The following is a 17,177-nucleotide window of genomic DNA, read 5'->3' on the forward strand; positions in this document are numbered from 1 at the left end:
GGCCGCTCAGTCCTCGACGAGCGGCGGGCCGGCCAGCACGCCGCCATCGATCACCATGCTCTGCCCGGTCATGAAGCCCGATGCCGCGCTGGCCAGGAACACGGCGGCGCCGGCGATCTCGTCCGGCTCGCCGATGCGCAGCAGCGGCGTGTCGCGCGTGCGCTTCTTGAGGTTCACCGGGTCCTCCCAGAGCGCGCGGGCGAAATCGGTGCGCACCAGGCCGGGGGCGATGGCGTTCACGCGCACGCCGCGCGGGCCCCATTCGGTGGCGAGCGCGCGGGCCAGCTGCATGTCGGCGGCCTTGGAGACGCCATAGATGCCCAGGCGCGGCGAGCCGCGGAAGCCGCCGATCGAACTCACGATGATGACCGAGCCGCCGCCGCGCTCCGCCATGCCCGGGATCGCCATCTGGCAGAGCCAGAGGTTGCTCCGGACATTGGAGTTCATGATGCGGTCATAGGCCTCGTCCGGAATGTCCTGCGAGGGGCCGAAATAGGGGTTCACCGCCGCGTTGCAGACCAGGATGTCCACCTGGCCATAGGCAGCGACGGTCGCATCCACCAACGCCTGGAGCTCGGGCTTGCGGCCGATGTTGCAGGCCACCGCCATCGCGGTGCCGCCCTGCGCCGTGATGCCGTCCACCACCTCCTGGCAGGCATCGAGCTTGCGGGAACTGACCACCACCTTGGCACCGTGCTGTGCCAGGCGTTCGCAGATGGCGCGGCCGATGCCGCGGCTGCCGCCGGTGACGATGGCGACCTTTCCGGTCAGGTCGAACAGGTTCTTCATGCGGATTTCCTTCCCTTGGCTTGGGGGAAGCGTAGCGGGCCTATTCGGCGGCCAACAGGGGGCGGCCCTGGCTTTCCATCTCGTGCCGGAGCCGCACCGCATCCTGCGTCGCGTCCAGCGCCACGTCGGATTGGCGCAGCACCGCGCCCTCGGGGATGTCGCGCAGCAGCTTCACCCCATGGGCGAGGCCGATGGGCAGCGCATTCTCGGCCAGGCTGCGCGCGGCGGGAATGCACTTGCCCCAGACCATGGCGCCGCCCTCGCCATCCAGGACCTCGCCGGCCTTGAGCGGGCGCTTGGCGGTCGCCACCGCATCGCCGCGCCAGGCCTCGCTCAGGCCCGTGGGTTCGCGCCGCAGCGCGACGGAGGCGACGGAGACGGCGAGTTCGAGCCCGATCAGGTGATAGGGGCGCCAGAGCGCCGCGTAATGGCCCGTGCTGTCGGTGTGCACGCCATACTCGGAGAAGCAGCGGCGGACGTAGTCGGTCTCGCCCTCGAACACCGCATAGACGCCCCAGCGCAGGTCGCCCACCACCTGTCGCGAATCGCGCTCCAGGCTGCTGATCACTTCCACCATGCCCTTCTGCGGCAGGATGCCGCCCTGGGCCGCGGGGCGCAGGATATGCGGCAGGTCCTGCACGCCGCAGGGCGGGAAGGCCAGGCCATCCTCGGGCGGGAGAAGGCCGGTCGCATTGGCGATGGCCGCCATCTCGATGCTCGACTTCGTGCCGTCGAGGAAGGAGTTGAACATCTGCGGGTTCATGCCGCCGGCCTTCGCCTGCTCCGGCGTCAGCCCGTAATGGCCCCAGACCGTCTCGGGCGTGGAGGCGTGGAAGACGGGCAGGTATTTCGTGCCCTTGCCGGCGGCGATGACGGGCAGGCCCATCGCGCGGATCGTATCCACCATCTCGCACACCAAAGCCGGCTGGTCGCCATAGGCCATGGAATAGACGACGCCCGCCTCGGCTGCCTTGGCGGCCAGCAGCGGGCCAGCCAGCACATCGGCCTCGACATTCACCATGACGATGTGCTGGCGGGCGGCGATGGCGGCCAGCGCGTGGCGGATGCCGGCTGCCGGATTGCCGGTGGATTCCACCACCACCTCGATGCGCGGGTCATTCACCAGCGCCGCGTTCTCGGTGACGAAGGTGGCGCCGGAGGCCAGCGCCGCGTCCAGGCTGGCGGCGGCGGAGCGCTCCGCCTCCCAACCGATGCGCGTCAGGTTCTCGCGCGCCTTGGCAGGCGCGAGGTCGGCGATCACCGCCACATGGATGCCGGCCGAGCGCGCGGCCATGGCAAGGAACATGGCGCCGAACTTGCCCGCGCCGATGACGCCGACCGTGATGGGCTTTCCGGCTGCCGCGCGGGCGGCGAGAAGGCGAGAGAGGTTCATGGACGCGACACCTGTTCAAATCCGGCGCCGAAGACAGCCATGCTGCAGCCCCGGAGGCAAGCCGGCTGCTGGACCGCGCGGCGTTCACATGCGTTCCCTTCGCGCGGTCCGGCTTTTGGCCGAGAGGTTGATTCAGTGTCTCGGCGCTTCCGCCTCAACGCATCACGCCCTACCGCAGCACGCAGGCGGGGTTTTCCTGCGAGCCCGTGACCTGGAGCGTGACGGCCCGGTCGCCCGGTGCCGTGACCTGGCAGGCCATGCGCATGGGGCCGCTGATATTGCTGCGGATGGTGAAGCGCACCTGGGTCGCGTCGTGCGGCGCGGGCTGGCATCGCCGGCCGGGATCCGTGGTGACGTAGGAGATCTGGCTCCAGGCGCCGGCGGCGTCGCGCGTTTCCATCACGATATTGGCGGGCCAGCTGGTCTGGAGTTCCACGCAATAGAGGATGAAGGCAGGGCGCTGGCTCTGGGCGGCGGGCGCCAAGGCCAGGGCCGGGATGGCCAGTGCGGATGCGGTGAGCAGGGCGTTGCGGATCATGGATGATCTCCTCCGCCCTCCATCCTATGGCATGTGTCCGGCCTGCCCAATCGGCGCTCCCGATCGGTGCCATCGGTTCCGACCGACGGCCGGAGTGGCCTTTCACAGCCGGATCGCGACACTCGCCGCATGGGCGCCCAGGCCCTCGGCCTCGGCCAGTTTCACCGCGGCCGGGCCGATGGCGGCGAGGCCCGCCGCATCCGCTTCCACCCAGGTGGTGCGCTTCAGGAAATCGAAGACCGAGAGGCCCGAGGCGAAGCGGCTGGTGCGGCCGGTGGGCAGGACGTGGTTGGGGCCGGCCACGTAATCGCCGATCGCCTCCGGCGTGTGGCGGCCGAGGAAGGCGGCACCCGCGTGGCGGATGCGGGCGAAGAGCGCCTGCGGGTCGGCCGTCATGATCTGCAGGTGCTCGGGCGCGAGGCGATTGGTGAGGCCCACCGCCTCCTCCCACGCGCGCACCAGGATGATGGCGCCGTGCCTGGCCCAGCTCTCGCCCGCGATGGCGCGGCGGGGCAGGGTTTCCAGCGCCTTTTCCACCTCGCGCGCCACGGCTTCGGCGAAGCCCGCGTCATCCGTGATGAGGATGGATTGCGCAGCCTCGTCATGCTCGGCCTGGGCCATCAGGTCCATCGCCACATGGGCGGGGTTGTTCGTGGCGTCGGCGAGGATCAGCACCTCGGAGGGGCCGGCGATGGAATCGATACCGACGCGGCCGAAGACCTGGCGCTTGGCCTCGGCCACATAGGCATTGCCAGGGCCGACGACACGGTCCACCGGGGCGATGCTGGCCGTGCCCCAGGCGAGTGCGGCCACCGCCTGCGCGCCGCCGATGCGCCAGACCTCCGTCACGCCCGCGCGGCGCGCGGCGGCCAGCACCAGCGGGTTCAGCGCGCCGCCCGGCGTGGGCACCACCATGGCGAGGCGTGCGACGCCGGCCACGCGCGCGGGAATGGCGTTCATCAGCACGGAGGAGGGGTAGGCCGCCTTGCCGCCCGGCACGTAGAGGCCCACGGCATCGAGCGCGTTCCAGCGCAGGCCGAGAGCGACGCCATCCGCGCCGGGGAGGACGAGGTCGGCCGGGAGTTGCGCGCGGTGGAAGGCTTCGATGCGTTGCGCGGCGAGGTCCAGGGCTGCCAGCAGCGTGGGTTCGATGCTGGCGATGGCGGCGTCCATTTCGGCCGCGGTCACGTGCAGCGCGGTGGTGTCGGCCGGCGACCAGCCGTCGAAGCGCGCGGTCAGGCGCAGCAGGGCGGCGTCGCCCTCGGCGCGCACCTGCTGGATGATGTCCGCGACGGCGGCGTCCACGCGCGTGGTCGTGTCGCGCCCGTCTTCGAGGATGGCGGTGAAGGCGGCCTCAAACCCGGCATCGCGCGTGTTGATGATTTGCATGGTTCACTCATGGTTTCCAAAGGCTTGGGCCTTTGGCGGGGTCCAGGGGCAGCGCCCCTGGGTGTTACGTGAGGGCGGCGCGAAACCGCGCAATCCACCCCGCGATCTCCTCTGGCCGCGTCTTCAGTGCCGTGCGGTTCACGATGAGGCGCGAGGTGACATGCGCGATGACTTCCGTCTCGACGAGGCCGTTCGCCTTCAGGGTCGAGCCGGTCTGTACCAGGTCCACGATGACGCGGGAGAGCCCGAGGGAGGGCGCCAGTTCCATCGCGCCGTTCAGATGCACCACCTCCGCCTGCACGCCGCGTGCGGAGAAGTGGCGGCGCGCGATGTTCGGGTATTTGGTGGCGACCCGGATGCGCGACCAGCGGGACGGGTCATCCTGCCCCGCCGTCACGGCCTGTTCGGCCACCGAGACGCGGCAGCGGCCCAGGCCGAGGTCGAGCGGCGCGTAGATCTGGTCCGTGTCGTATTCCATCAGCACATCGCCGCCGCAGACGCCGATCTGCGCGCCGCCATGGGCCACGAAGGTGGCGACGTCGAAGGGGCGGACCCGCACCACGTCCAGCATGGGGTCGTTGGTCTCGAAGCGCAGGCGGCGGCTGTCCTCGTCGAGGAAATCCGAGGCCGGCACGATGCCGGCGCTGGCCAGGACGGGCCGCAGCTCCTTCAGGATGCGGCCCTTCGGCAGGGCCAGGATCAGGCCGGTCCCGGTCTCGTTCGCGGTCAGCGGCATGGGCATGTCCATCACGCCGGCAGCCGCGCGATGTCGGCGCCGACGGCCGCCAGCTTCTGCTCGACATGCTCATAGCCGCGGTCGAGGTGATAGACGCGGTTCACGATGGTCTCCCCCTCGGCGGCGAGGCCGGCCAGGATCAGGCTGACCGAGGCGCGCAGATCGGTCGCCATCACCGGCGCGCCGGCCAGCTTCGGCACGCCGCGGATGATGGCGGAGGTGCCATGGAAGTTGATGCGGGCCCCCATGCGCATCAGCTCAGGCACATGCATGAAGCGGTTCTCGAAGATGGTCTCGGTGATCATCGAGGCGCCTTCGGCCACGCACATCAGCGCCATGAACTGGGCCTGCATGTCGGTGGCGAAGCCGGGGAAGGGTTCCGTCACGACATCCACGCCGCGCAGGCCGTTCAGCCGGCTGACGGTGAGGCCGCTATGGGTTTCCGCCACATCCACCCCGGCATCGCGCAGCACGCGGGCGACGGCGCCCAAATGCTCCATCTTCGCGCCCTGCAGGTGCAGCGTGCCACCGGTGATGGCGGCGGCACAGGCATAGGTGCCGGCCTCGATCCGGTCGGGCACGATGGGGTGCGTCGCTGACATCAGCGTCGCGCCGCCCTCGATGCGCAGCGTGCCGGTGCCGATGCCCTCGATGCGCGCGCCCATCCGCATCAGGCACATGGCGAGGTCGCTGATCTCGGGCTCGCGCGCGGCGTTGACCAGCTCGGTCTCGCCCTCGGCCAGGCAGGCGGCCATCAGCAGGTTCTCGGTGGCGCCGACGCTGACCTGGGGGAAGATGATCTTGGCCCCGCGCAGCCTGCCCTGGGGCGCGCGCGCCTCGATATAGCCGGCATTGATCTCGATCTCGGCGCCGAGCTGCTCCAGCCCCTTGATGTGCAGATCCACCGGCCGCGTGCCGATGGCGCAGCCGCCGGGCAGCGAGACGCGGGCCTGGCCGTAGCGGGCGAGCAGGGGCCCCAGCACGAGGACCGAGGCACGCATCTTGCGAACGATGTCGTAGGGCGCCTCAAGGTTGGTCGCGGCCCCGCCGAGCTTCAGCGTGCGGGCCTGCCGGTCATGCTCCACGGTCAGCCCGTGCTGGACCAGCAGCGCCCTCATGGTGGCGATGTCGGCGAGGTCCGGCGCATTGGTGAGCGTCAGCGGCCCGTCGCAGAGCAGGGCGGCGGCCATGAGGGGCAGGGTCGCGTTCTTGGCGCCCGAGACCGGCACGGTGCCGTTCAGCTTCACGCCGCCGCGGATGCGAATCCGGTCCATCTCGATCTCTGCCTAACCTGAAAGCCCGTGCTGACCGGGGACCATCTGCCACCACCCCCCGCCCAAGACAACCGCGCCCTGAGCATGGCCCGCCCCCCGCCCAGGGGGCCTTGGCCCAGCGGTCAGTGGCCTGAGAGTACCAGGGCCTTGAAGGGGAGCATAAGGGTCTGAATTCGCAAAAGGATAGCATGTACCAGCCCGACCGCGTCGATGGCGTGGAGCGCCACGGCCTGCAAGGTGCCGGTCGCCGGGTCGCTCAGCGCCTCGTGGTTCGAGGTATAGGCATTGGCGAAGCAGTTGCTGCCCGGGATCACCTGGTCCAGCCCGCCCGGATAGAGCGGCTCCAGGATGGCCAGCACGGTCCCCGGCCGGCTGAATTGCTGGGCGTCCAGCAGCACGTCGCCGCCGCGCACCTGGCCGCTGGCGACGAAGGGCTGCACGCCCGTCACCACCATCGGGATGATGGTCCAGGGCAGCGAGGCGCAGCTCGCCTCCGCCAGCATGCCGACGCGCAGCACGCGCGCCTCGATCTGGCCGAAGCCGGCGGCCAGGCGCGGGCTGCGCTGGCCGAGATCCTCGGGCACCAGCACGCCGGCGGGCCGGGCGAAGGGGTTCACCACATCGCCCACCTGGAGCAGGAACTGCTCGACCCGGCCGGAGACGCCGGCGCGCACGATGGTCTTGTCCAGCTCCGCCTCGGCCTGGGCGAGTGCGGCGAGCGCGCTGGCGCGTTCCGCCGGCAACTGGTACGAGAGGCGGGCGGCGACCGCCTCGCGCGCCGCCTGGGCGGCGGCGACCCCCGCCTCGCGCTGCCGCACCGTCACCTGCAGCCGCTCGACCTCGCGCCGGGCCGCGACATCGCCGAGCGAACGGCGCATCGCCAGTTCATCGGCCGTCTGCTGCAGTGCGGCCTGAGCTTCGAGGATGCGGGCCTCGGAAGCGGCGAGGTCGGCCTGGGCCACCAGCCGGGCGGCATCCACCTCCGCCACGGCGCGCCGCGCGGTCTCGACCGCCGTCCGCTGGCTTTCATCGGCCAGGCGAAACAGCGGCGCGCCGGCCTCCACCGCCTCGCTCCCGCGCACATAGATCTCCGCGACCCGGCCATTGATCTGCGGCACGATCGGCACGGTGCGAAAGACCGAGCTGACATGCACGCTGGTCGGGTGGAAGTAGAAGACGGCGGTGATCAGGCTGATCGCCAGCAGCAGGCAGGTGACGATGCCCCAGCGCAGTTCGAACCAGACCGAGAAGAGCGTGATCTCATGCCCGAAGCGCTTGCCCTGCGCGTAACGTCGGAACAGGTAGTCCGGCAGGATCGTGACCATCGAGCAGAGCAGGATTTCCAGCATGGCTCAGTGGCCCCGCTTCTTGGCGGCTTGCGCCTGCGGCCGCGCCCCGGGGTCGTTGCCGGCGCCTGGCGGCAGGCCCGCGATGCGCTCGCTGGAGCCCGCGATGCGGCGCATGGGGGTCAGGAAGTCCGGGATGTCGATCAGCGCCAGCAGAAGCCCGGCCACCCAGAAGGCGTGGACATGGGTGAAGAGAGCCAGCAGGCCCAGCACGGCCACGATCTCGAATTGCAGCTTGTGGGTCCGGTGCGCCATGCGCTCCGGCAGGGTGTGCAGGCGCAGGAAGAGCAGGCCGAAGGCGATGGTCGAGACGAGCAGGATGCCGGCCGTGATCCACATCAGCCCGTCGCTGCCATCGGGGCCGGGGATGAAGATCGGCAGGTGATGCGGGGCGGCCGGGTGGATGGCTGGCGGCGTGCTCATGTGGGGCTTTTCTGTGGTTGTCGCGCGAGCCTATGGCCCTCACCCGGGCGCTGGAAGTCCGGTTCAGCCGGCCGTGCAGCGCTGGCGCCTCAGATGCCAGCGCTGCACCCGTCTGATCAGCGCGTTGCGCAGATCGGGCGGCAGGGCGCCCACCAGCCGGATGCCGAAATGCACCCGGCGGGGAAAGGAGATGCGGGTCCGGCCGGCCGCGATGCCCTCCAGCGTCAGCCGCGCGGCGCGGGCGGGGCGCATGATGAGCGGCATGGGCATGGTGTTGGCGGCGCTGAGCCCGGTCCGGATATAGCCCGGCGCGACCGCATGGATGCGGATGCCGCGGGCGCGCTCATTGCCGTCCATCGCCTCCGCCCAGGCCTGGAGGGCGGATTTGCTGGCTGAATAGGCAGGCGCCATCGGGGCCGCGACGAAGGCGAGGATGGAGGAGATGACGGCGATGCGCCCGCGCACGCCATCGGACCCGGGGGCTTGCGCCGCCATGACGGCGATGGCGGGAAGGGCGGTGTTGATCGTGCCCATGACGTTGGTCTCGATGATGCGCCTTGCCTGGTCCGGGCATTCGAAAGGCGCGCCGATCTCGCCCAGCACGCCGGCATTGGCGATGACCAGGTCGAGCGGCTGAGCGCCCGTGACCCAGGCGGCCATGGCCCGGGCATCGCAGACATCGACCACCGCCGTCATGACATGGGCGCCGCGCCCGGTGCAGAGCGCCGCTGTCTCCGCCAGCCCGTCAGGTTCCACATCGCCCAGATGCAGGGTCATGCCCGGCGCCGCGCAGGCTTCGGCCAACGCACGGCCAAGGCCGGAAGCCGCGCCGGTGATGAGCAGGTTGCGCCAGGGATAGGGGGCCACGCCTCCCTCCGGCTCCGTTCCCTAGAGCCGGGGCAGGGCCACGCCGCGCTGGCCCATGTACTTGCCCGCGCGGTCGGCATAGCTCACCTCGGGCGGGCCGGCGCCCTGCAGGAAGAGGAATTGGCAGATCCCTTCATTCGCATAGACCTTGGCGGGCAGCGGCGTCGTGTTGCTGATCTCGATGGTGACCTGGCCTTCCCATTCGGGCTCCAGCGGCGTCACGTTCACGATCAGGCCGCAGCGGGCATAGGTGGACTTGCCGAGGCAGATCACGAGGACGTCGCGCGGCACCTTGAACCACTCGATGGTGTGGGTCAGCACGAAGGAGTTGGGCGGGATGATGCAGACCGGGCCCTTGCGGGTGACGAAGCCGGTCTCGGAGAATTCCTTCGGGTCCACCACCGCGTTGTCCACATTGGTGAAGACCTTGAACTCGTCGGCGGCGCGCGCGTCGTAGCCGTAGGAGGAGAGGCCGTAGGAGATCACGCCCTCGCGCTTCTGGCCCTCGATGAAGGGCGAGATCATGCCGTGCTCGGTCGCCATGCGGCGGATCCAGTGGTCGGGCATGATGGGCATGTCAGGGCTTCCTCGGCTCTGGCTGGGAGGTGGGGGGTCTAGCCTCCTTCGGGGCCTCGCGTCCATCGGATGCGGGTTCCTGGCCCTCCGCGCGAGCGCGCTGCTGTGCCTTGCGCTTGCGGAGATTGGCCCGCAGCGCGGCGGCGCGGCGGGCTTCCTTGTCGTCGGTCATGCGGTGGCGTGGTCCGGGCGGCGCGGCTGTTGCGGCATGCCCCCCAGATGGGGCGGAAGGCGGGCGAGGACCAGCCCCCAGGGGCCGGCCCGCATGGTCAGACGAGGCGCTTGCGGTACCAGATGCGGGCATGGCCCGGCGGCATGCCGTCCAGCCGCCCCGCCTCCACCCAGCCATTGCGCGTCCAGAAATGCGGCGCGTGGAAGCTGAAGGTGTCGGTATAGGCGTCGGTGCAGCCGCGGCCGCGGGCCACCGCCTCGGCCCGGGCCAGCAACTCGGTGCCAAGGCCCTTGCCGCGCTGATCCTGCGCCAGCCAGAGCCAGTCGATGAACAGCCAGTTCCAGTAGGTGAGGCCGAGCAGCCCGCCCTTCACCACCTCCTCCTCGTCACGCGCGAGGACCGTCACCGGCTCGCGGTCATAGGGGCCGCCGCGCTCCTGGTTGTAGCTGTGCAGGCCGCGCTGGATGGCGGCGACCGCCTCCAGCTCGGGATAATCGTCGTCACGGATGGTGAGCTTGTGCGTCAACCGAGGCGCCCCCAGGCGGCGATGCCGAGCGTGAAGAGGCCCAGCAGGAGATTGGCCGTGACGAGCTGGCGGATGCGCTCATTGGCGGCGGCGGCGCGGGGAAGCTCGCCGGCGGCCAGGGCCGCGCGCATCGCCCGCCAGGGTCCGAAGAAGATGGCGAGGTAGATCGCGGCCATCAGCAGGCCGGTCAGGTGCATCAGGTGGACATGCCAGCCCACGCTGCGAAAGCCGCCAAAATGGCCGAACAGCAGCCAATAGCCGGTGAGCAGCACGATCGGCATGGCATGCCAGACGACCAGGAAGAAGCGCTTGTGGACGCGGCCCATCAGCGCCAGGCGCTGGGGCGGCTCCAGCACCGCGAGGGCGGGGCGGAGTGCGAGGATGGCGAAGCCCATGCCGCCCACCCAGAGGGCGGCGAAGACGACATGCAGCGCGAAGGCGAGGTTGCCCATCACTTCCCCTTCGCCTTGCCGGCGGTGAGCTTGCCGATGGCCGCCGCCAGCGCACGGATCTCCTCGGCCGCCGGGCTGCGCGCGGCACTCTCCGTCACCCCCTGGCCCAGCGCGAAGGCGGCGGCGAAGGCCGAGCGGTTGCCCAGCGTCTGCGCCATGACGGGCGCCTTGCGGCGCGCCAGCTCCTCCATCACCACGTCCCGCAGCCGGCCCGAGGCGGGCAGGCGGTTCAGCACCAGGCGATGGGCGCGCTTCTCGGCCTCGGCCAGCGCGATGGTCGCCTCGCTCGCCCAAAGATCGGGCAGGGAGGCCTGCAGCGGAATCAGCACCAGATCGGCGCCGCGGATGGCGATGCGGCTGTCGGTGTCGGCATGGGGCGGTGTGTCCATCACGATGACATCGGCCTCGCGCTTCAGCCTGTCCAGCGCGCCGGTCACGCGCCAGCCTGAGGGCGCGTCGAAGATCAGGCGCGGCGCGGTAGCCGGGCGCAGCGCATGCCACCGCGAGAGGCTCGCCTGGGGGTCGGTGTCGAGCAGCGCCACGCGCCGGTTGCCGTGGAGCAGCGCGACGGCGAGGTTGGAGGCGAGGGTGGATTTGCCCGCGCCCCCTTTCTGCTGAGCCACGGCGATGATGAAGGCCATTCCAGCGCTCCGGCGAATCGTGGAGGCGCACTCTAGAGCATTTCCAGGCCATGCGGCTTCGCGTCGCGGCCCGGAAAATGCGGGGGGCGCAAACCGGGCGCCTGATCCCGCCTCATCGCACCGCGCCCTGGCGCGTCTCCCGCGCCTTGAGCGCGGCCCGCGCCGCCGCCATCACGCTGATCGCCGGCACGGTGAGCGGTGGCGCCTCGGCCATCAGCGTGGCGGCACCCGCCATGGAGGCCTGGGCCAGCACCACCCGCCCCGGCAGGCCACGCGCCGCCTGGGCGATGGCGGCGTGGTAGGCCGCGGTCTCGCCCGCGAGGAAAAGCGGCCAGGCCCCCTCCACCAGATGCAGCCGGATGATGGCGCCGGTCCGGGCCGCCGCCGCCTCGAAGATGGCGCGCGTCGGGCCTTCGGTGGTGGGCGCGGCGAAGAGCACCTCGACCAGGCCGCCGCGTCGTGTCGCGGCCTCGGCCAGGGCGGCATCGGCGCGCAGCACGGGGCGGGCCGCATCCCGGGCGCGGGAAGCGGCCCCGCCGATGGTGGAGCAGGTGAGCAGGACCGCGTCGGCCCCCCGCGCCAGTTCGCGGAGCACGGCTGCTGCCTCGTCCAGCGTGGCGGGGCTGGGATCGCGCAGCAGATCGGGGCGGATGCGGTGGGTCAGGGCGAGGGCACCGCCGGGCAGCGCCGCGGCTGCCGTCTCGAACAGGGTGGCGTTGCTCTCCGCGGTGTGCAGGCAGGCGAGGGTCAGGGGCATGCGGGATGCTACCGGCGGCTTCGCGGCCTGTTGTATGAGCGGAACATGAAGTCTTGGACAGATTCATGAAATTCCTGATCTCTGACCTAAGGAGTCGGATATAGCCTCCGTCGTCGTTCCTCCATCGCAAGGATTCAGCCATGACCGTCGGTGCCGTGCTTAGCCAGAAGGGCGCCTCCGTGATTTCCGTCCTCCCGGATTCCCTGGTGACGGAGGCGGCGGCGATCATCGCGAGGCAGCGTATCGGCGCGGTCGTGGTCTGCGATGCGGATGGCGCGCTCGTCGGCATCCTCAGCGAGCGCGACGTGGTGCGCGGCCTGACGCAGCATGGCGCGGGCCTGCTCGCGCTGCCGGTCTCCGCGCTGATGACGCGCGAGGTCGAGGTGGTGACGGCCGAGACCTCCGTGGATGAGGCGATGGAAGTCATGGATGCCGGCTATTTCCGGCATCTGCCCGTGGTGGATCGCGCGCGGCGGCTGTGCGGGATCGTCTCGATCCGCGACCTTGTCCGCTATCGCATCAACAGCCAGCAGAGCGATGTGGAATCGCTGCAGGCCTATGTGATCGGCCGGGGCTACGGGCTCGGTCGCGTCGCCTGAGGGGGAGGGCGCCGGGCGGGGTGGGCCGCCCGGCCGGGGCTCAGTTCAGGAAGGGATTGCGGCCGCGCGCCGGTGCCGCGCGCGGGCCGAAATGCTGCGTCAGGTAATCCACGATGAGGGTGCGTTCGGCGCCCTCCAGCGGGTTCATCCCATGTTTTTCCGTCATCCAGTCCATCAGCCCGTCCCATTGTTCGCGCGGGAAATGGCTGCGGCGGATGATCGCCGTACTGTGGCAGGCGGTGCAGGCGTAGAACACCTCCTCCTGCCCTTGGCCGGCCGGCAGGATGGAGGGATCCTCGCCGCCCGGCGCATCGGCGGCCTGGGCCAGGGTCGCGCCGGCCAGGCAGGTGGCGACGAGAAGGAAGCGCCGCATCAGCCGACCAGGATCGCCGCACGGCTGATCGGGTTGGCGCCGTAGCCCTGCGGGTTCCAGTTCGCGGCGGCCAGCGGCTGCATCTTCCCCTGGCTGTCCGTCGCGCGATACCAGATCTCGAAATACCCATCGGACGGCAGCGCGACGCGGCCCTGCCAGCGCTGCCAGGCGTGGCGATTGGCGGGGGCGGCGACCTGCATCGCGGTCCAGCTCGCGCCGAAATCCACGCTCACATCCACCGCGCGAACCGTCAGGTCGCCGGCCCAGGCGGCGCCCCGCAGGTCGAGGCTGCGGGTGCCGGCGGGCAGGCGCGAGCCATGCGCGTGCGAGGAGAGGATCGAGCGCACGGGCATGCTCGTCATGTCCACGAAATCGGCGCCGTTGTTGCTGCTGCCGGGCACGATCGGGCGCACCGGCACGCGGTAGCTGGTGCCGCCCATGCCGGCCCCGGTGTGCGGCTTGTCGAGGATGGTGATGCGCGTCAGCCACTTCTGGCTGAGGCTGCCCGGCCAGCCCGGGGTGACGAGGCGGATCGGCGCGCCATGGATGTGCGGCAGCGGCTGGCCGTTCAGCGCGAAGGCGATGATCGTGTCCTCGTCCATCGCCTTGGCGATGGGCATGCCGCGGCTGATCGCCTGGCGGTCCGTCGCACCCGAGAGATGCGGGTCCGCGCCGAAATGCCCTGTATAGGCGCCACCCGGCTTCAGCCCGGCCGCCGCCAGCACGTCGCGCAGGCGCACGCCCGTCCATTCGCCGTTGCTGATCGCGCCATTGCCCCATTGGTTGCCGCGCGTCTGCGGTGCGAAGAAGGCGCGGCCATTGCCGCCGCATTCCATCTGGAGCTGGCGCGTGACATTGGGGAAGCGCGCGCGCAGGTCGCCCACGGTGAGGGTCAGCGGCGTGTTCACCTCGCCATCCAGCGTGAAGCGCCAGGCATTGGGGTCCGTCGTCAGCGGCTCGGGGATCTGGCCGTTGTTGCGGACGAAGAAGTAGCGGTAGCTGGTCACCGCCTCATCCAGCATGTGCTCGGGCGTCTCGCCGACCAGCGGGCGGTCGCCCTGGAGGATGAGCTCCGCCTTGCCCTCCATGCGGAAGACGGCCGGGGCCTGCTGGGCCGAAGCAGGGCGGGCGAAGAGGGCGGGAAGCATTCCGCCCGGCATGTGCCGCGCGAAGGGGATGGAGGCGCCCAGCGCGGCACCCATCGAGGCGAGCGCCGCGCCCTTCAGCACACCGCGCCGGCCCCAGGCCAGTGCATCGGCCCGCTCGGGGTCGTCGCGATAGAGTTCCTGGATCGAGCGTTCCCGGCTCTGGACCATGTGATTCCTCCTTTTGTTGAGCGAGTATGTCGGCCATGTCTTTCAAGCCTGCAATCCCCCCGGAGTTGCTGACGCCCACCGAAATGGCCGAGGCGGACCGACTGGCCGGGAATGGCCCGGCGTTGATGGCGGCGGCCGGCCGCGCTGTGGCATGGGCCATCGGCCGACGCTTCCGGCCCTGCCGCGTGCTGGTGCTCGCCGGGCCCGGCAATAATGGCGGCGATGGCTATGTGGTCGCGCGGTTGCTGGAGCGCGCAGGGTGGGATGTGGGCGTCGCAGCGCTTGCCGCGCCCAGGGGCGATGCGGCGCTGGCAGCCGCCGCCTGGCCCGGGCCGATGCGGCCCTTCGCGGTTGAGGAGGTGGCCCGCGCGGGCCTGGTGGTGGACGCGCTCTTCGGCGCCGGCCTCTCGCGCCCGGTGGAGGGGCTGGCGGCGGAGATGCTGGCCGCCGCATCCGCGCCCATCGTCGCGGTGGATGTGCCGTCGGGCGTCTGCGGCGCCACGGGCGCGGTGCGCGGCTTCGCGGCGCAGGCCGCGCTGACCGTCACCTTCTTCCGCCGCAAGCCCGGGCATCTGCTGCGCCCCGGGCGCGACCTCTGCGGCGAACTCGTGCTGGCCGATATCAGGCTGCCCCCCGCGGTGCTGGAACACATCCGCCCCATGACCTTCGCGAACGGCCCGGCGCTCTGGCGCCTGCCGCGCCCGGATGCGGCGAGCCACAAGCACAGCCGTGGCCATGTCACGATCCTCTCCGGCACGCAGATGGCGGGGGCCGCGCTGCTGGCGGCCCGCGCGGCGCGGCGCATCGGCGCGGGGCTCGTCACGCTCGCCTGCGCCGATGGCCAGAGCGCCGCGCTGCACCGACTGGCCGAGCCCGGCGCGCTGGTGATCCAGGCCGAGGGCATGCAGGAGCTGCTGGGCGCGCTGGTGGATGACCCGAAGCGACAGGTCATCCTGCTCGGCCCCGGCCTGCCGCCCGACGCCACCACGCGCGGCGCCGTCGCGACGCTGCTGCGCGAGGGCCGGCGCCTCGTGCTGGATGCGGGCGCGCTCTCCGCCTGCGCCGGCCAGCCCGAGGCGCTGCAAGGGGCTGCCATCCTCACGCCGCATGAGGGCGAGTTCGCGCGCCTCTTCGGCCCGGCGGGAGGGGACCGGCTTGCGGCCGCGCGCGCGGCGGCGCGGCGAAGCGGGGCGGTGGTGCTCCTCAAGGGCTCGGACAGCGTGATCGCCGCCCCCGATGGCCGGGCCGCGATCAACCACAATGCGCCGCCCTGGCTCGCGACCGGCGGCAGCGGGGATGTGCTGGCGGGCCTCGCCGCCTCGCTGCTCGCGCAGGGCCTGCCCCCTTTCGAGGCGGCCGCGGCCGCGGCCTGGCTGCAGGGCGAGGCCGGCACCCTGGTGGGGCCCGGGCTGGTGGCCGAGGACCTGCCGGAGGCGGTGCGACGCGCCGCCGTTTTTCTCGATGAATGAAGGACTTGCACGGCCCGCAAATGTGCAGCCTCAGGTGGATCGCGCTTTATTTCCGGATGTTTCCGAGCTAGACTTTCTGCCTCTTTGGGAGAGTGCTCATGTCCGATGCCGCCTTGTCACTGTCAGACTCCCTGGTGGATCGCGCCCTGCGGCGCGTGACGGGTCTCTGGCGGGACATGGCGGACCGCGTCGGCGGGCGTGACGAGGCGGAGGACATCGCCGGCCAGATGCAGGCCTGTCTCGCCGCGCGGGGTGGCGAGGTCTCGGCCCGCGCCCGCGCCGCCAAGCTCGCCGCCGCCTATCGTGGATTCTCGGAGGCCGAGCGCGTCAATTTCCTGCGGGTGCTGGCGGGGTTCGACGCCGACCCGAAGGCGGTCGAGCGCGCCATCGTCGATTGGACGCAGGCCACGGACGGCCCGGCCAAGGCGGCGGCCAAGGTCCGGCTCCGGCGCGCGCTGGAAAGTCCGCGCGTGCGGCTGCTGACGCAGTTCACCGCGATCCCCGACGGCATGAAGCTGCTCGTGGACCTCCGCGCCGACCTGCTGCGCGCCGTCGAGACCGATCCGTTGCTGGAAGCGCTCGACGCGGACCTCAAGACGCTGCTCACCTCCTGGTTCGACCTCGGCTTTCTTGAATTGCGCCGCATCGACTGGAACTCGCCCGCGGCCCTGCTGGAAAAGCTGATCCGCTATGAGGCGGTGCACCGCATCGAGAGCTGGGACGACCTGAAGAACCGCCTGGATTCCGATCGCCGCTGCTACGCCTTCTTCCACCCCCGCATGCCGGAAGAGCCGCTGATCTTCGTCGAGATCGCGCTGATGAAGGGGCTCGCCGGCTCCGTCCAGGCGCTGCTCGACCCCAAGGCCGAGGTGATGGACCCGAATCAGGCGGACACCGCGATCTTCTATTCGATCAACAACTGCCAGCGCGGCCTCGACGGCATCGCCTTCGGCAATTTCCTGATCAAGCGCGTGGTCGAGGTGCTGGGCCAGGAATTCCGCGGCCTCAAGCAATTCGCAACCCTCTCGCCCGTGCCGGGCTTCTGCCGCTGGCTGAATGCGCGCGAGGAGGCGGGCGACGCGACGCTGCTGACGCCCGAGGAACTCACCGCCATCCGCAACGCCGCCGGCGTGCCTCCCGAGACCTCGCCGGGCGCCGCGCTGCAATTGCTGCTCTCGCGCAAGGAATGGCCGCCGGCGCTGGCCAAGGTGCTGGAGCCGGTGCTGGTGCGGCTCTGCGCCCGCTTCGTCGCTCTCGAGGCGGGCCGCAACCCCAAGCGCGCGGCCGATCCGGTGGCGCATTTCCACCTTTCGAACGGGGCGCGCGTCGAGCGCATCAACTGGCGGGGCGACACCTCGGCCAAGGGCATGCGGGAGAGTGCGGGGCTGATGGTGAACTACCTCTATGATCCCGCCTTCATCGAGGACAATCACGAGGCCTATGCCGGCGAGGGCAAGCGCGCCATGGCGAGCGCGGTGCGCAAGCTGGTGAAGAGCTAGCCGAGGGACAGGTCTAGCCACGCCGGGGGGGGATCGGGGTAA

The 17,177-nt window shown here is 70.9% G+C and carries 19 protein-coding genes; 3 read left to right on the forward strand and 16 right to left on the reverse strand.

What is annotated here, in order from left to right; all coding sequences use genetic code 11:
• Positions 1–6: 6 nt before the first annotated feature.
• The 14 genes from ACQ860_RS21730 to ACQ860_RS21795 all read right to left on the reverse strand — a co-directional run bounded on the left by ACQ860_RS21730 (position 7) and on the right by ACQ860_RS21795 (position 11,879).
• Positions 7–789 carry an SDR family NAD(P)-dependent oxidoreductase gene (locus tag ACQ860_RS21730; protein WP_431305396.1) on the reverse strand — a complete coding sequence of 261 codons (783 nt, stop codon included), beginning with the start codon at positions 787–789 and terminating at the stop codon, positions 7–9.
• Between the two features lie 40 nt (positions 790–829).
• Positions 830–2,182 (reverse strand): NAD(P)H-dependent oxidoreductase, encoded by a 1,353-nt coding sequence (locus ACQ860_RS21735; RefSeq protein WP_431305397.1) that lies wholly within the window; start codon positions 2,180–2,182, stop codon positions 830–832.
• A gap of 169 nt (positions 2,183–2,351) precedes the next feature.
• Positions 2,352–2,720: a hypothetical protein gene (locus tag ACQ860_RS21740; RefSeq protein WP_431305398.1), complete on the reverse strand. Its 369-nt coding sequence runs from the start codon at positions 2,718–2,720 to the stop codon at positions 2,352–2,354.
• A gap of 102 nt (positions 2,721–2,822) precedes the next feature.
• Positions 2,823–4,109, reverse strand: coding sequence for a histidinol dehydrogenase (gene hisD, locus ACQ860_RS21745; RefSeq protein ID WP_431305399.1), 1,287 nt, complete (start codon positions 4,107–4,109; stop codon positions 2,823–2,825).
• Between the two features lie 64 nt (positions 4,110–4,173).
• Positions 4,174–4,845, reverse strand: coding sequence for an ATP phosphoribosyltransferase (gene hisG / locus ACQ860_RS21750; RefSeq protein WP_431305400.1), 672 nt, complete (start codon positions 4,843–4,845; stop codon positions 4,174–4,176).
• 11 nt (positions 4,846–4,856) lie between these two features.
• Positions 4,857–6,119 carry a UDP-N-acetylglucosamine 1-carboxyvinyltransferase gene (murA, locus tag ACQ860_RS21755; protein ID WP_431305401.1) on the reverse strand — a complete coding sequence of 421 codons (1,263 nt, stop codon included), beginning with the start codon at positions 6,117–6,119 and terminating at the stop codon, positions 4,857–4,859.
• A 122-nt stretch (positions 6,120–6,241) separates the two neighbouring features.
• The gene (locus tag ACQ860_RS21760) at positions 6,242–7,468 is read right to left on the reverse strand and encodes an HlyD family secretion protein (RefSeq protein ID WP_431305402.1); all 1,227 of its coding nucleotides are present in this window, start codon (positions 7,466–7,468) and stop codon (positions 6,242–6,244) included.
• Between the two features lie 3 nt (positions 7,469–7,471).
• Complete coding sequence (locus tag ACQ860_RS21765; protein ID WP_431305403.1) at positions 7,472–7,888, reverse strand: hypothetical protein; 417 nt, start codon at positions 7,886–7,888, stop codon at positions 7,472–7,474.
• A 63-nt stretch (positions 7,889–7,951) separates the two neighbouring features.
• Entirely contained in the window at positions 7,952–8,755 is an 804-nt protein-coding gene (locus ACQ860_RS21770) for an SDR family NAD(P)-dependent oxidoreductase (protein ID WP_431305404.1), read from the reverse strand.
• A gap of 21 nt (positions 8,756–8,776) precedes the next feature.
• On the reverse strand, positions 8,777–9,331 hold the full coding sequence (dcd, locus tag ACQ860_RS21775; protein WP_431305405.1) for a dCTP deaminase: 555 nt from the start codon (positions 9,329–9,331) through the stop codon (positions 8,777–8,779).
• A gap of 269 nt (positions 9,332–9,600) precedes the next feature.
• Entirely contained in the window at positions 9,601–10,029 is a 429-nt protein-coding gene (locus ACQ860_RS21780; RefSeq protein WP_431305406.1) for a GNAT family N-acetyltransferase, read from the reverse strand.
• A complete protein-coding gene (locus ACQ860_RS21785; RefSeq protein WP_431305802.1) occupies positions 10,026–10,481 on the reverse strand; it encodes a CopD family protein in 456 nt (151 codons plus the stop codon). The genes ACQ860_RS21780 and ACQ860_RS21785 overlap by 4 nt, the downstream gene beginning before the upstream one ends.
• Positions 10,481–11,122, reverse strand: a complete 642-nt coding sequence (gene parA, locus ACQ860_RS21790; RefSeq protein WP_431305407.1) for a ParA family partition ATPase — start codon at positions 11,120–11,122, stop codon at positions 10,481–10,483. Before parA ends, ACQ860_RS21785 begins: the two co-directional genes overlap by 1 nt.
• Positions 11,123–11,234: 112 nt before the next feature.
• A complete protein-coding gene (locus ACQ860_RS21795; RefSeq protein WP_431305408.1) occupies positions 11,235–11,879 on the reverse strand; it encodes a hypothetical protein in 645 nt (214 codons plus the stop codon).
• A gap of 140 nt (positions 11,880–12,019) precedes the next feature.
• Between ACQ860_RS21795 and ACQ860_RS21800 the strand changes: the two genes are divergently transcribed.
• A complete protein-coding gene (locus ACQ860_RS21800) occupies positions 12,020–12,478 on the forward strand; it encodes a CBS domain-containing protein (protein ID WP_431305409.1) in 459 nt (152 codons plus the stop codon).
• A 40-nt stretch (positions 12,479–12,518) separates the two neighbouring features.
• On the opposite strand, the gene ACQ860_RS21805 is transcribed toward ACQ860_RS21800, so the two are convergent.
• A complete protein-coding gene (locus ACQ860_RS21805) occupies positions 12,519–12,851 on the reverse strand; it encodes a hypothetical protein (protein ID WP_431305410.1) in 333 nt (110 codons plus the stop codon).
• On the reverse strand, positions 12,851–14,167 hold the full coding sequence (locus ACQ860_RS21810; RefSeq protein WP_431305411.1) for a sulfite oxidase: 1,317 nt from the start codon (positions 14,165–14,167) through the stop codon (positions 12,851–12,853). The genes ACQ860_RS21805 and ACQ860_RS21810 overlap by 1 nt, the downstream gene beginning before the upstream one ends.
• A 35-nt stretch (positions 14,168–14,202) precedes the next feature.
• Here ACQ860_RS21810 and ACQ860_RS21815 point away from each other — a divergent pair, with 35 nt between their 5' ends.
• Both ACQ860_RS21815 and ACQ860_RS21820 read left to right on the forward strand, forming a co-directional pair.
• On the forward strand, positions 14,203–15,636 hold the full coding sequence (locus ACQ860_RS21815; protein WP_431305412.1) for an NAD(P)H-hydrate dehydratase: 1,434 nt from the start codon (positions 14,203–14,205) through the stop codon (positions 15,634–15,636).
• A 98-nt stretch (positions 15,637–15,734) separates the two neighbouring features.
• Positions 15,735–17,135: a malonyl-CoA decarboxylase gene (locus ACQ860_RS21820; protein WP_431305413.1), complete on the forward strand. Its 1,401-nt coding sequence runs from the start codon at positions 15,735–15,737 to the stop codon at positions 17,133–17,135.
• The last annotated feature ends 42 nt before the right edge of the window (positions 17,136–17,177 follow it).

This window comes from Sediminicoccus sp. BL-A-41-H5 (assembly GCF_050632405.1).
Classification (GTDB): domain Bacteria; phylum Pseudomonadota; class Alphaproteobacteria; order Acetobacterales; family Acetobacteraceae; genus Roseococcus.